12 protein-coding genes are annotated in these 12,396 nt (G+C 71.0%); 6 read left to right on the top strand and 6 right to left on the bottom strand.

What is annotated here, in order from left to right; all coding sequences use genetic code 11:
* Window positions 1-210 (bottom strand): ISKra4 family transposase (locus VM324_15360; protein ID HVM00666.1); only part of this gene is annotated, 210 nt, incomplete at its 3' end.
* Window positions 211-272: 62 nt separating this feature from the next.
* Between VM324_15360 and VM324_15355 the strand changes: the two genes are divergently transcribed.
* The 3 genes from VM324_15355 to VM324_15345 all read left to right on the top strand — a co-directional run bounded on the left by VM324_15355 (window position 273) and on the right by VM324_15345 (window position 2,433).
* Window positions 273-521, top strand: coding sequence for a hypothetical protein (locus VM324_15355; protein ID HVM00665.1), 249 nt, complete (start codon window positions 273-275; stop codon window positions 519-521).
* A gap of 737 nt (window positions 522-1,258) precedes the next feature.
* Complete coding sequence (locus VM324_15350; GenBank protein ID HVM00664.1) at window positions 1,259-1,717, top strand: hypothetical protein; 459 nt, start codon at window positions 1,259-1,261, stop codon at window positions 1,715-1,717.
* 35 nt (window positions 1,718-1,752) lie between these two features.
* Complete coding sequence (locus VM324_15345) at window positions 1,753-2,433, top strand: RES domain-containing protein (GenBank protein ID HVM00663.1); 681 nt, start codon at window positions 1,753-1,755, stop codon at window positions 2,431-2,433.
* Window positions 2,434-2,842: 409 nt separating this feature from the next.
* Here VM324_15345 and VM324_15340 read toward each other — a convergent pair whose 3' ends face one another.
* Window positions 2,843-3,082, bottom strand: a complete 240-nt coding sequence (locus VM324_15340; GenBank protein HVM00662.1) for a hypothetical protein — start codon at window positions 3,080-3,082, stop codon at window positions 2,843-2,845.
* Between the two features lie 324 nt (window positions 3,083-3,406).
* Between VM324_15340 and VM324_15335 the strand changes: the two genes are divergently transcribed.
* Window positions 3,407-4,894, top strand: a complete 1,488-nt coding sequence (locus tag VM324_15335; protein ID HVM00661.1) for an FAD-dependent monooxygenase — start codon at window positions 3,407-3,409, stop codon at window positions 4,892-4,894.
* A gap of 87 nt (window positions 4,895-4,981) precedes the next feature.
* Here VM324_15335 and VM324_15330 read toward each other — a convergent pair whose 3' ends face one another.
* The 3 genes from VM324_15330 to VM324_15320 all read right to left on the bottom strand — a co-directional run bounded on the left by VM324_15330 (window position 4,982) and on the right by VM324_15320 (window position 9,733).
* On the bottom strand, window positions 4,982-6,115 hold the full coding sequence (locus VM324_15330) for an osmoprotectant NAGGN system M42 family peptidase (protein HVM00660.1): 1,134 nt from the start codon (window positions 6,113-6,115) through the stop codon (window positions 4,982-4,984).
* Window positions 6,116-6,179: 64 nt separating this feature from the next.
* On the bottom strand, window positions 6,180-7,916 hold the full coding sequence (gene ngg / locus VM324_15325; protein ID HVM00659.1) for an N-acetylglutaminylglutamine synthetase: 1,737 nt from the start codon (window positions 7,914-7,916) through the stop codon (window positions 6,180-6,182).
* A gap of 32 nt (window positions 7,917-7,948) precedes the next feature.
* Entirely contained in the window at window positions 7,949-9,733 is a 1,785-nt protein-coding gene (locus VM324_15320; protein HVM00658.1) for an N-acetylglutaminylglutamine amidotransferase, read from the bottom strand.
* A 229-nt stretch (window positions 9,734-9,962) separates the two neighbouring features.
* Between VM324_15320 and VM324_15315 the strand changes: the two genes are divergently transcribed.
* Window positions 9,963-10,163, top strand: a complete 201-nt coding sequence (locus VM324_15315) for a cold-shock protein (protein ID HVM00657.1) — start codon at window positions 9,963-9,965, stop codon at window positions 10,161-10,163.
* A 46-nt stretch (window positions 10,164-10,209) separates the two neighbouring features.
* Here VM324_15315 and VM324_15310 read toward each other — a convergent pair whose 3' ends face one another.
* Window positions 10,210-11,058, bottom strand: a complete 849-nt coding sequence (locus VM324_15310) for a DNA-formamidopyrimidine glycosylase family protein (protein HVM00656.1) — start codon at window positions 11,056-11,058, stop codon at window positions 10,210-10,212.
* 92 nt (window positions 11,059-11,150) lie between these two features.
* On the opposite strand from VM324_15310, the gene VM324_15305 reads away from it, so the two are divergent.
* Window positions 11,151-12,396, top strand: a 1,246-nt coding sequence (locus tag VM324_15305) for a S8 family serine peptidase (GenBank protein ID HVM00655.1), incomplete at its 3' end; no start/stop codon positions are given.

The raw sequence follows: 12,396 nt of genomic DNA, 5'->3' as shown, positions 1-12,396 counted from the left end.
GTGAAGCCCACGGACGTGGCCGGCCTCCACAGCGCCGTGGGTCGCGCCGTGCACGTCGGTGACCTCCACGCGGGTCTCGCGCTGGGCGCGCACGTCAAGGTGGTCCTGAAACATCTGACGCACCAACTCGCGGCCGGTGGTTTCTAGGCGCTCCTCCAGCTCGGCGTGCGCCAACGCGCCCGCGTCGGCACTGTCCAGCCAGTCAAGCACCGTGGCGCCGCCGGCGTCGCCGAGCTGCGTGCCCGCCGGGCCGCCCGCCGAGGCCAGTCGCGATGAGCGCGCGTGTGGTCGATGCGGACACCGACGCCTTTGCCGCTTCCCGCGACTCCGACGAGGTGCGCCGGCTCGCGATCGAGCGGCTGTGGACGGTCGCCGGCCACCTCACCGAGCCCCTCCGCAAGGCAGCAGAGCTCCCGCCAGGTGTCGATCCGTGGGCAGAGCTGTATGGGTTCCGAAGCGTGCTTGCCCACGCGCTACCGGCGACATCGCCTCTGATCGCGTCTGGCAGGAGACGGTCGTAGACCTTCCTCGTCTTCTGGAGCAAGTTCAAAGCCCCCGCCAGGCCCTAAAACCCTGTCAGGCCGCGAAGGCCGCGAATCAGCGGCCTCCAAATTCGGCCGCTTTCGCTCCCGCGGAGTGATGGCGCAGAGCGGGTTTCCGCAGGTGAGCACAGCGCTTGACTCTGCTCCCTCCGGGCAGGAAGTTCGCAGGTCGAATCCTGCCGCGGGCACCAGACCTTTGCGCTGACCAGGCTTTACCATCGGAATTCGCCGCCGGGCTCGCCATCAGCCATGTGCTGTGGCTAGCACAGCGCTCAGCGAGCGGATAACTCCCGCCACGAAGCGGACCGCTATCGCCAAGCCGGACGCGGCCCGACCCACCCCCGCTGGACGCTCGCCTACGAGAGCCGAGGGATGTCCCACCATGCCTGGATCGCCGCGTGAATGTGCGACGACAGCCTACGAACTCCAAAGTGGGCACGCTGAGTAGCGGGGAAGGTCGGGGCCCAGGGCGGGCGTCGGCACCTTGCTTGCCTCCTGTCTCAATTGAACGGCGCTCCAGACCTGCAAGCTGCTCAAGGCCAACAGGCTGCGCCATCCCAGGTGGCCTGGCTGCAATGCGGCGCCTATCGACTGAGGCCCAACACCTGCGCGGACCGACATTGCCTGTCCCGTCAGGTGTCGCCACTTAGCCAAGTGTCTCACCTGTCATGTGGGGCAGGCTGTGCTACGGTCATGACCAGCACAGGAGGTGTCTGATGGTCACCGGCGGTTCCGTCATGGCTGCACGGGTCGTGGAGCCAGTACTCGACCACGCCGCGGCCGAGCGCGCCCGACTGGTCAACGAGGCCCGCGCCGTCCTGCTCAAGTCCGGTGGGGCCATCACGATCGAGATGTTCGCGAAGGCCACCGGAAGGAGCCAGGCGGCGGTGCGACAGTGGGTTACCCGGCAGCGAGGCGCCGGCGCGCTCGTCACCGTCACACACGAGGGCACGCTGCTGGTCCCGACGTTCCAACTCGACGACGCGTTCGCGCTCGACCCCGCCGCCTCGGCGGTCGTGGCGCGGCTCGCCGGGCACGGGATGAGCGGGTGGGCGGTCTGGGATTGGTTCGCTACCCCCAACACCTGGCTCGACGGCGGCACTCCCGAGCAGGTGCTCGCGGCCGGGGACAGCGACGCCGTTCACACCGCCGTATCGGGCATGTTCCAGGAGTGACGCGGGTCGCCGCGTGCGGCCGTGACGACTGCTCCGTGCCCCAACCCGCTGGCGCGGTGCTGCGCCGCTTACGCACCTACGCGCTGCCGTCCGAAACGCTGCTGCGGCGCGGTCACCAGTTCGCGCACCCCGACCCGGCCACCCTTGTGCCCGGCATAGGCAACACGCGATTCGCGCCTCTGGAGGGCACCCGGCACGTGTACGTCGCGGCGACGACGTTTGCGGCCATGCTCGAGTCCGCCTTCCACGACGCCGCCCCACCCGCGCCGCGCATCCCGCTTGCGGTGCTCGCCCAATGGGCCGAGGCCGAGGTTGCCCTCCGGCGAGGAGTACGACTGATCGACCTCCGTGACCCCGAACTGGACCGTCTCGGGATCGACCGGTCGGCGCTCGTGGCGACGGCCGCAGCGCACTACCCATGCACGCGCGTGTGGGCACGAGCACTGCACGGGCGCCGCGTCGGCGGCCACGACACCCACGGGCTTGTGTGGCACTCACGGCAGGCCGAGCTGCACGCACGGGCGATGCAAAACCGTCCCGCGCTGCGTGAACTGATCGACACCCACCCCGCGGAAGTCGCGGTGTTGTGGGCTCCGCCCGCCCCCGACGAACTGCTGCGCGCCACCGGCCAGGGCCTGGGGCGGCTCGACCAGGGCGAGGGTGACCGGTACGTCACCGATCTCGTTGCCCTACTCGGCATCGTGTCACAGGACTAGGACGCCACCTCAACGCCCATGACGCGCCCTCGAACGCGGCACCACCCGGCGTCGAGCACGGGGAAGGCGTTGGACGACTGGTCGAGGGCGCTTCTGGGTGAGTCTCCTTACTGGTCTGCTCCACGATTGTCGTGGCGAGACTCGCGGCGGCGGGTCCAAGATCGGTCACACGAGCTGGATGTGAGCCCTGAGTTGGGGATAGAACCTCAAGTGGACCCCCGATCGCCGAAGCCGAGATCTGCGTGAGGAGTGGCGCTGCTGGCGGACACCGGGCCGTGAGCGAGGCAGCCGGTGCATATTTGAGGGTCCATGGAGCCCGACCCTGCCTGGCCATGCTGTGTACACGCTGAGGAGAACGGGACCGTTCCCGTTTGGGGCAGAACCAGCGGTGGCTGGTGGCCGGGTTGCCTCACCCCGACGCTGGGTCGGGGTTGGGGGTGTCGGTTGACGCCCGCGGGCGCTCTTGCACGCCCAGGGTCTGTTCGAGTGCCCACCACGTGCGGCTGTCGGCGAGGAGTCGGCGGGTGAGCCGGTAGTTCACCCGTGCGGTGGCCGGGTCATCGGGGTCGCCCATGTCGACGCAGGAGGCCAACGCTGACGTGTGGCTGGCCGACGCGCTCACCGAGGCCGACTGGGCGGCGATCCGCACGAAGGACACCTGTGCCCTTGAACGGTCTGACAGGATGTCAGCACAACGTGGCCGGCTGAGCGGCGCCTTCGCCGCTTCGTCACTGCGGGCGCCGAGGTAGGGACCCGGTCAGCTCCCCCGCACCGTCGAGCGTGCACCCCCCGCCGCCACCGGCATCATAGCGCGAGGCAGGGGGCTTGCCGCAAGCGACCCAGACGTGCTGACCATGGCTCGTTCGCTGGGCCGAGCACGGCCAGAACCCACGAAGCGAGGAGGCGTGGCATGCGGGTGTTGCCGTCGGCAGATCGGTCGAGTGGGAGCGCTGAACCGGTCAGGGAGCATGCCGTGGTGATCGCGGGAGGCGGCCCGACCGGGCTGATGTTGGCGGGCGAGCTGGCGTTGGCGGGAGTCGACGTCGTCATCGTCGAACGCCGCGCCAGTCAGGATGTCGACGGATCGCGAGCCGGGGGCCTCCACTCCCGCACCATCGAGGTGCTCGACCAGCGTGGCATCGCCGACCGTTTCCTCTCGGCGGGCCAGGAACACCCGAACCTGGGCTACTCCCAGATCCTCCTGGACATCAGCGACCTCCCCACCCGCCACAACTACGTCCTTGCGCTCTGGCAGAGCCACTTCGAGCCGATCCTGGCTGGCTGGCTCGACGAGCTCGGGGTTCCGATCCGTCGTGGCTGCGAGGTGGTGGGCTTAGCCCAGAACGACACGGGCGTCGATGTCGAGCTGTCCGGTGACACGTCGCTTCGAGCGGAGTATCTCGTCGGCTGCGACGGAGGTCGCAGCCTGGTCCGCAAGGCAGCCGGCATCGACTTCGCCGGCTTGGATCCCTCGACCAGCTGGTTGATCGCCGAGGTCGAGATGGACGAGCAGCCCGAGCTCGGCATGCGCCGCGAAGGTGGTGGCATCGGTCCCGTGAACCGAGAGGCGGGTGGAGGACCGTACCGGGTCGTGCTGACCGAGAAGCATCCCGACCACACCGGCGACCCGAACATGGGGGAGCTTCGCAAGGCAATTGTCGCCCTGTACGGGACGGACTACGGGCTTCGCAGCGCCAAGTGGATCTCCAGGTTCACCGACATGACGCGCCAGGCAGCCTCCTACCGCCACGGCCGTGTCCTGCTGGCCGGGGACGCCGCGCACGTGCATCCCCCACACGGCGGCCAGGGCCTCAACACCGGCGTGCAGGATGCCGTCAACCTCGGATGGAAGCTGGCCCAGGTGGTGAACAAGACCTCACCCGAGCGCCTCCTGGACACCTACCACGCCGAACGGCATCCGGTCGGCGCCCGGGTGTTGCACAACACCATGGCGCAAGTCGCGCTCAGCGGCTCCGACGACCGTCACCAGGCCCTCCGCGACACCATGACCGAGCTGCTGAGCATGGACGGGCCGCGCCGGCGCATCGCCGCCATGCTCTCCGGTCTCGACATCCACTACGACCTCGGAGCCGGACACCCGCTGCTCGGGCGGCGCATGCCCGACCTCGACGTGCATACCGCGCACGGTCCCACGCGCGTGTTCACGCTGCTGCACGGCGCCCGGCCCGTGCTGCTCAACTTCGGTGACCCCGGCGGTTTGGACGTCGCTTCCTGGGCGGATCGGGTCCGGCTCGTCGACGCCAGGCACGATGGCGTGTGGGAGCTTCCGGTCCTTGGCGAGATCGCTGCGCCCCCGGCCGTGCTGATCCGACCCGACGGGCACGTCGCCTGGGCAGGAGACCTCTCGGACCCAGAGCTGCCTCGAGCAGTTGCGACGTGGTTCGGAGCGGCCACACCGGAGCCGCCGCCGGCGCCAGAGGCTCAGAACACGGGGCGGTGAACGGGTCGGACACGGTGTGCGGTTCCGGGCACCCAGACGGTGCGCGCGGATGGACACCCCTGGCAGCCAGGGCCGTCGACGGCCCCGTCAGGTGATGCGCTCCACCTGTTCCTGTCTCGGGAAGTCCTCCAGCGGGCCGGGGCGCTCGTCCCAGGCGAAGGTGAGGGGGGTCTGGAGGTAGGCGACGACGAGCTCGGCGCAGTTGCGGATGCCGTCGAGGTGGGTGCGCTCGTGGCCGTGGCTCGCGTCGACGCCGAAGCCGATGAGCGCCGCCCGGGTCTCGGCGCCCGCCTCGAGGGCCGCGGCGATGTCGGAGCGGTAGTAGTTGTACACGTCGCGCTGGGCGGGGATGCCCAGCTCGGCGCACAGGCGCAGCAGCTTGCGGGTGAGGTGGTAGTCGAACGGCCCCGAGGAGTCCTGCATGGCGATGTTCACGCCGGTCTCCTTGGAGTACTGGCCGGGTGCGACGACGGCGTTGTCGAGCGACACCATCTCGGCCACGTCGGCGTGCAGCCCGTGGCTGGCGCCCTGGCCGATCTCCTCGGCGATGGTCACGAGCAGGTGGGCGCTGACCGGAAGGACGAGGTCGTGTTCCACGACCGTCTTGAACGCGCCGAGCGCGGCGGCGACGCCCGCCTTGTCGTCGAGGTGGCGCGACTTGACGAACCCGGACGACGTGACCACCGGCTGCGCCTCGAGCGCCACGAAGTCGCCCACCTGGATGCCGAGGGCGAGGGTGTCCTCGGCGGTCTCGACGAGCTCGTCGACGCGCACCTCCACCTGCTCCCAGGCGACCTTCTGCGTGTCGACCGCGTCGCCGTACGTGTGGCCGCTGGCCTTCAGCGGCAGGATCGTCCCGGTGTGGCAGAGCCCTGGGTCGTCGCTCAGCACGAGCACCCGGGCGCCCTCGGCGAACCGCGAGCTGAACGTGCCGATCGGCGCGACCTGAAGCCGCCCGTTCTCCTTGATGCGCTTTACGATGCAGCCGATCGTGTCCGAGTGCACGACGACCGCCCGGTCGGGGCTGTCCTGCTCTCCCTCGACGTTCGCCACGAGCGCGCCCCGGCGGGTCAGGGAGAAAGGTATCCCCATGTCCGCGAGCTCCCGCCCGATGAGGTGCATGACCTCGTCGGTCCGCCCGGACGGGCTCGGCGTGCGCAGCAGGCGCAACAGGACGTCACGGACGTAGTGCATGTCGACGGGCAACAGCTTCGGGCTCATCCACTCCTCCGACAGACAACCGGCCCCCAGCCAGTGGGGGGCCAGCCCCCACGATAGACCGGCGTCAGCTCCGTGCGCGCGTCTGCGGGAAGAGCAGGTCGATGAAGCGCTCGGCGGTGGGCTGCGGCTCGTGGTTCGCCAGGCCCGGGCGCTCGTTGGCCTCGATGAAGACGTGCTCGGCGCCCTCGACCTCGGGCAGGACGAGGTCGAGGCCGACAACCGGGATGTCGAGCGCACGGCTCCCGCGGACGCAGGCGTCGGCGATGTCGGGGTGCAGGCGTTCGGTGACGTCGTGGATGGTGCCGCCGGTGTGGAGGTTGGCGGTGCGCCGCACCTGCAGGACCTCCCCCTCCGGGAGCACGTCGTCGAGGCTGTAGCCCGCCGCGGCGACGGTGTCGCGGGTGTGGTCGTCGATGGGGATCGTCGACTCGCCCCTCGTGGCCGAGGCGCGCCGGCGGCTCTGCTTGTCGATGAGCTCGGCGATGGAGAGCTGGCCGGTCCCCACGACCTGGGCGGGGCGGCGCACCGCGGCGGCGACGACCTCGTGGTCGATGACGATCACCCGCAGGTCGTGCCCGTGGACGCACTCCTCGAGAAGGACGCGGCTGCCGCACCCGCGGGCTCCCTCCGCCGCCCGCGTGAGCTGGTCGCGGTCACGCACCCCGACGGCGACCCCCTGGCCCTGTTCGCCGCGGGCCGGCTTGACGACGAGCTCGCCGAGCTCCTCGAGGAACGCCGCATCGGCATCGTCAAACGTCGCCTCCCGGCCGCGGGGGACGCTCAGGCCCGCCTCCACGAAGATCTTGCGGGTGACCCGCTTGTCGTCGCAGCGGCTCATCGCCACGGCGGTGGTCAGCTCCGACAGCGACTCGCGCGTGACGATCTTCCGCCCGCCCTGCGACAGGAGGAGGTAACCGTCGTCGGCGTCGAGGACCTTCACGGTGAGGCCCCGCCGCCGCGCCTCGTCGGCGACGATGCGCGCGTACGGGTTGAGCTCCTGCTCGGGCAGCGCCGGGGCGAACAGCGGCTCGTTGATCGGGTTCTTGCGCTTGACGAGGAACACAGGAACGCGCTCGAAGCCGACCTTCTCGTACAGGCCGATGGCGGCGGCGTTGTCATGGATGACCGACAGGTCGAGATAGGCCCGCCCGCGGGCCTTGTAGCGCTCCGCCAGCGTGCGCGTGAGCGCCTCGCCGACCCCCGGTGCGGGCGCCTGCGGGTCCACTGCGAGGCACCACAGGCTGGCGCCGGACTCCGGATCCTCGAAGGCGAGGTGGTGGTCGACGCCCGTCACCGTGCCGATCACCTCGCCCGACTCGGCGTCCTCGGCGACGAGGTAGGTGAAGACCCGGGTCCGCTGGTTCGCCCACATGACCTCGGGGTCGGCGGCGACCATCCCGTTCAGCGCGTAGAGCCGATCGGCGGCCTCCGCGTCGGCCTGCGTGCGCATCTTGCGCACGATCACGCCCCGGACCGGCTCGCGCGCCGGCCGGTAGCGGTGCAGCCACAGGCGGTAGAACAGCGACGGGTCGATGAACAGCTCGTCGGGCGCCCGCGCGACGAAGACGTGCGGATCACGCAGGTACAGGGCGATGTCGCGCCGGCCGGCGGCCTCTCCCCGCATCTCCGCCTCGAGCTCGTCGTAGTCGGCGAACGTCTGCGCGAACAGCAACCGGCCCCACCCGCAGTCGACGACGGCCTTCGGTCGCATGTCCCCGGCGCGGCGGTCCGGCGGGCATCTCCAGCTCCGCGTCGACAGCTGGTCGTCTCGCCGGACCCTGGGGTCGTAGTGCTTCGCCATGGTCTGTGTCGACTTCCCGCAAGCGGCGTGTCTTAGACGTCGTGTGCCTGGAGCCACAGCTCGAGCACGCCGAGCTGGAAGAGCTTGCTGGCCCCGGGACGGGTGAGCTGTCCCTCGGGGTCGGCGAGCAGCTCGTTGACGTACGCGGGCTGGAAGAGCCCGCGTTCCTTGGCCGCCGGGGCGGTCAGGGCCTCGCGGACGAGGTCGAGGTAGGGGCCCCGCAGGTACTTCAGCGCCGGCACGGGGAAGTAGCCCTTCGGGCGGTCGATCACCGCGCTGGGGATGACCCTGCGCGCGGCCTCCTTGAGCACGCCCTTGCCACCGTGGGCGAGCTTCAGCCCGGGGGGGCAGCTCGCGGCGAGCTCGACGAGCTCGTGGTCGAGGAACGGCACCCGGGCCTCGAGCCCCCAGGCCATCGTCATGTTGTCGACGCGCTTCAGCGGGTCGTCGACAAGCATGACCGTGGTGTCGAGGCGCAGCGCGCGGTCGACGGCCGTCTCGGCGCCCTCCATGGCGAAGTGCTGTGCCACCAGCTCGGTCGACACGTCGGCCGCTACCAGGTACTCGGGACTGACGAGATCAGGCATCTCGCTGTGCAAGCGGTCGAAGAAGGCGTCCCGGTAGGGCGCAACCCCGGACTCCCCGGGAGGCAGTGGGAGCAGCGGCGGGTACCACGAGTAGCCGGCGAAGACCTCGTCGGCGCCCTGGCCCGACTGGACGACTTTCATCGTCCTCGCGACCTCCTCGGACAGCAGGTAGAACGCGACGGCGTCGTGGCTCATCATCGGCTCGCTCATCGCCGCGATGGCGTCGCCGAGCGCGGGCAGCATCCGCTCGCTGGTGATCCGGATTCGGTGGTGGTCGGTGCCGAACGTGCGCGCGACCACGTCCGAGTACGCGAACTCGTCGCCCTGCTCGCCCCCGACGGCATCGAAACCGATCGAGTAGGTGACAAGGTTCTTCTGCCCCGCTTCGGCGAGCAGGCCGACGATCAGGCTCGAGTCGAGTCCCCCCGACAGCAGCACGCCGACCGGCACGTCGGCGACGAGACGCCGCGACACCGCCACCCGCAGGGCGCCGAGGACGGCGTCCTGCCAGTCGCGCGCGCTCCAGTCGGCGTGGGCGGGGTCACGCACGAAGCTGGGGCGCCAGTACGTCCTGCGGTGCTGGCGGCCGTCGGCCTCCACGACGAGCACGGTCGCGGGGGGAAGCTTGCGCACGCCTTTGAGAATCGAGCGCGGGGCGGGCACGACGGCGTGGAAGGTGAGGTAGTGGTGCAGCGCCACCGGGTCGACGTCGGTGTCGACCTGGCCTCCGGCGAGCAGCGCCGGCAGGGTCGAGGCGAAGCGGATGCGCCCGGGCGACTCGGCGAGGTACAGCGGCTTGATGCCGAGCCGGTCACGGCCGAACACCACCCGCCCCGTGTCCCGCTCAGTGATGCAGAAGGCGAACATGCCCTGGAGACGGTCGACGAAGTCCACTCCCCAGGCGTGGTAGGCCTTGAGGAGCACCTCGGTGTCCCCCGTCGAGAAGAACCGGTAGCCGCGCGACGACAGCTCCCGGCGGAGCTCCTCGTAGTTGTAGATCAGCCCGTTGAAGGCGATCGTCAGCCCGAGATAGGAATCGACCATGGGCTGCGCGGCCTTGGTCGACAGGTCGACGACCTTGAGGCGGCAGTGCCCGAGGGCGACCGGGCCGTGGGCGTACAAGCCGCTGCCGTCAGGGCCGCGGTGGAGCATGGCAGCCGTCATCCGCTGGACGGCGAAGGTGTCGGCGGGCTTGGCGTCCGTCCGTACCTCGCCGCTGAATCCGCACATGGCAACGTCTCTGATGGATAGGCGTCCGGGTCTCCCACCGTAGCGGGAGGGCCTGCGTCCCCCAACTCCCGTCCAAGACGGGCAACTTTCCGGGGACAAACCGCGAGGTCTGGGCTACCGTTACGGGTGAGGGCACGACGATCGTGAAGTCTGCAGTGGTCCTGATGCTGGTGCAGTCCCTCCAGACCGCGAGGGTCTGTCGCACGTGAAAGAGACGAGGGCAACGCACATGGCAACAGGTACGGTCAAGTGGTTCTCTGACGACAAGGGCTACGGGTTCATCTCCCGCGACGACGGCGACGACGTGTTCGTGCACTTCTCGGCCATCCAGGGGTCGGGCTTCAAGACCCTCGCCGAGGGTGCCACCGTCGAGTTCGACATCACCCAGGGCCCGAAGGGCGAGCAGGCCGCGAACGTCACGATCGTCTAGGCACACGGATTCAGTGAAGGCCCCGGCTCCGGCCGGGGCCTTTCGCTTACCGCCTCGTCGGGCGCCTCTCCGGGAGCTCCCCGCCCCCGACCGGCGGCTGGCAGCGCGGGCACCAGAAGGTGAGGCGCGCCTGCGGCCCCTGCCGGGCGACCCGGACCGCGGTGCCGCAGCGGCGGCAGGGCCGGCGCGCGCGGCCGTAGACATGCAGCCGCGCGCCCGGGCCCCGCCCGCCCGTCGTCGAGCGGGCGGCGTCCGCCGACGCGGCGTTGGCCTTCAGCAGCCGCTCGGCGGTGACGAGCAGGGCGTCGCGCGTGACCGGCGTCACCGCCGCGACCGGGCACCACGGGTCGACGCCGTGCAGGAAGAGCACCTCGCACTTGTAGACGTTGCCGACGCCGGCGAGGACACGCTGGTCGAGCAGCGCCTCCCCGATCGTCCAGCGTGGGCGAGCGTCGAGGCGGGCCCGGGCCACGGCGAGGTCGGCCCGCTCGGCGTTGGCGTCGGGGCCGAGTCCGGCGAGCGCCGGGTGCCGGGCGACTTCGGCGCCGGTCAGCAGCTCACAGACCGGGGCCGAGAAGCACACGGCGGTCCAGCCCGGCACCTCGAGCACGACCGTCGCCCGCCGGCGTGGCTTCAGCCACGACTGACCCGGGCGGTACAGGTGCCAGGCGCCCGACATCATCATGTGGGTGTGCAGCGCCAGCCCGCTCGGCGAGAACCACACGAGCAGGTGCTTGCCTCGTGCCTCGATCCGCTCGACCGTCTCGCCGACGAGGCGCTGCACGGCGGCTGAGCGCGGACCGGTCGGGCCGGCCGCCACGGCGGCCACCACACCGCCCCGAAGCGCCCGCCCGAGCGCCCGCGCGGACCGGTGGATGGTGTCACCCTCGGGCATCGCCTCACTGTACCTGTGGCCGTCCGCCGCCCTTCAGGCCGCCGCCCAACGCACCGATACCCCTGGCACACGACGAGTGCGAGGACGGACACATGGTGCGGTTTGGGACACGAACGAGCGGCGCCGCCGTCGGTCTGGCGGTGCTGTTCAGCTTGACCCTCGCCGGCGCTCCCGCGCGGGCGGAGGCGGACCCGCCGAGCGGGCAGGCCCCCGACCGCATCGTCGTGCAGCTCGCCGACGCGCCGGCGCCCACGGTGCTCCACGCCAGCCCGTCGCGCATCGACCGGACGCTCGCGGCGCTGAACCAGGACCCCGCCGTGGAGTACGCCGAGCGTGACGTCCTCGTCCACGCCCAGGAGGTCACGCCGAACGACCCGCTGTGGACGCAGCAGTGGGGACCCGCACGGGTGCGCGCCCCGCGGGCGTGGGTGACGACCACGGGCAGCGCCACGGTCAGGATCGCCGTGCTCGACAGCGGCGTCGACGCGGGCCACGAGGACCTCGCCGGCGCGGTCGTGGCCGGCTGGAACGTGCTCGCGGGCAACGCGAACACCGCCGACGACAACGGTCACGGCACCGCAGCCGCCGCGGTCATCGCAGCCCGCGGAAACAACGCCCGCGGGGTGGCGGGTGTCTGCTGGAGCTGCGCGATCATGCCGGTCAAGGTGCTCGGCGCCAACGGCGGCGGCTACATGTCCGACCTCGCCGCCGGCATCAGGTGGGCCGTCGACAACGGGGCGTCGGTCGTGAACATGAGCGTCGCAGGCGCCTCGTCGACGAAGTCGCTCGAGGCCGCGATCACCTACGCCGTCGAGCGCGAGGTCGTCCTCGTCGGCTCGGCGGGCAACGACGCGACCACGACGATGGCTTACCCAGCCGCAAACCCCGACGTCGTCGGTGTGGCGGCCTCCAGCCGTACCGACCAGCCCGACGACTACACGAACCGGGGAAGCTGGGTCGATGTCGCCGCTCCCGGCTGCAACCTCGCCGCGGTCGCTGCGGTGGAGGGCGGCGGCTACCGCACCTTCTGCGGCACGTCGTCGGCGGCACCGGTCGTGGCCGGGGCGCTCGGGCTCGCCCGGGTGAAGGCGCCCTCAGCAAGCGTGGCGCAGCTGCGGTCGGCGCTGACGGCGACCGCCGTGCCCGTCGGCTCGTGGGTCCGCCACGGCCGCATCGACGCCGCAGGCACGGTCGAGGCGCTCACGCCCGCGCCGTCGCCGTCGCCCTCGCCGTCGCCCTCGCCCTCGCCCTCGCCGGCCGACCGCCTGTCCGGCGGGGGCGACGGAGAGGGCGAGGGCGACGGGGACGGCGAGGGCGACGGAGAGGGCGAGGGCGACG

The organism is Egibacteraceae bacterium (assembly GCA_035540635.1).
Taxonomy (GTDB): Bacteria; Actinomycetota; Nitriliruptoria; order Euzebyales; family Egibacteraceae; genus DATLGH01.
The sequence above is the reverse complement of the archived record's forward strand: the minus strand, read 5'-3'. Positions and strand labels throughout refer to the sequence as shown.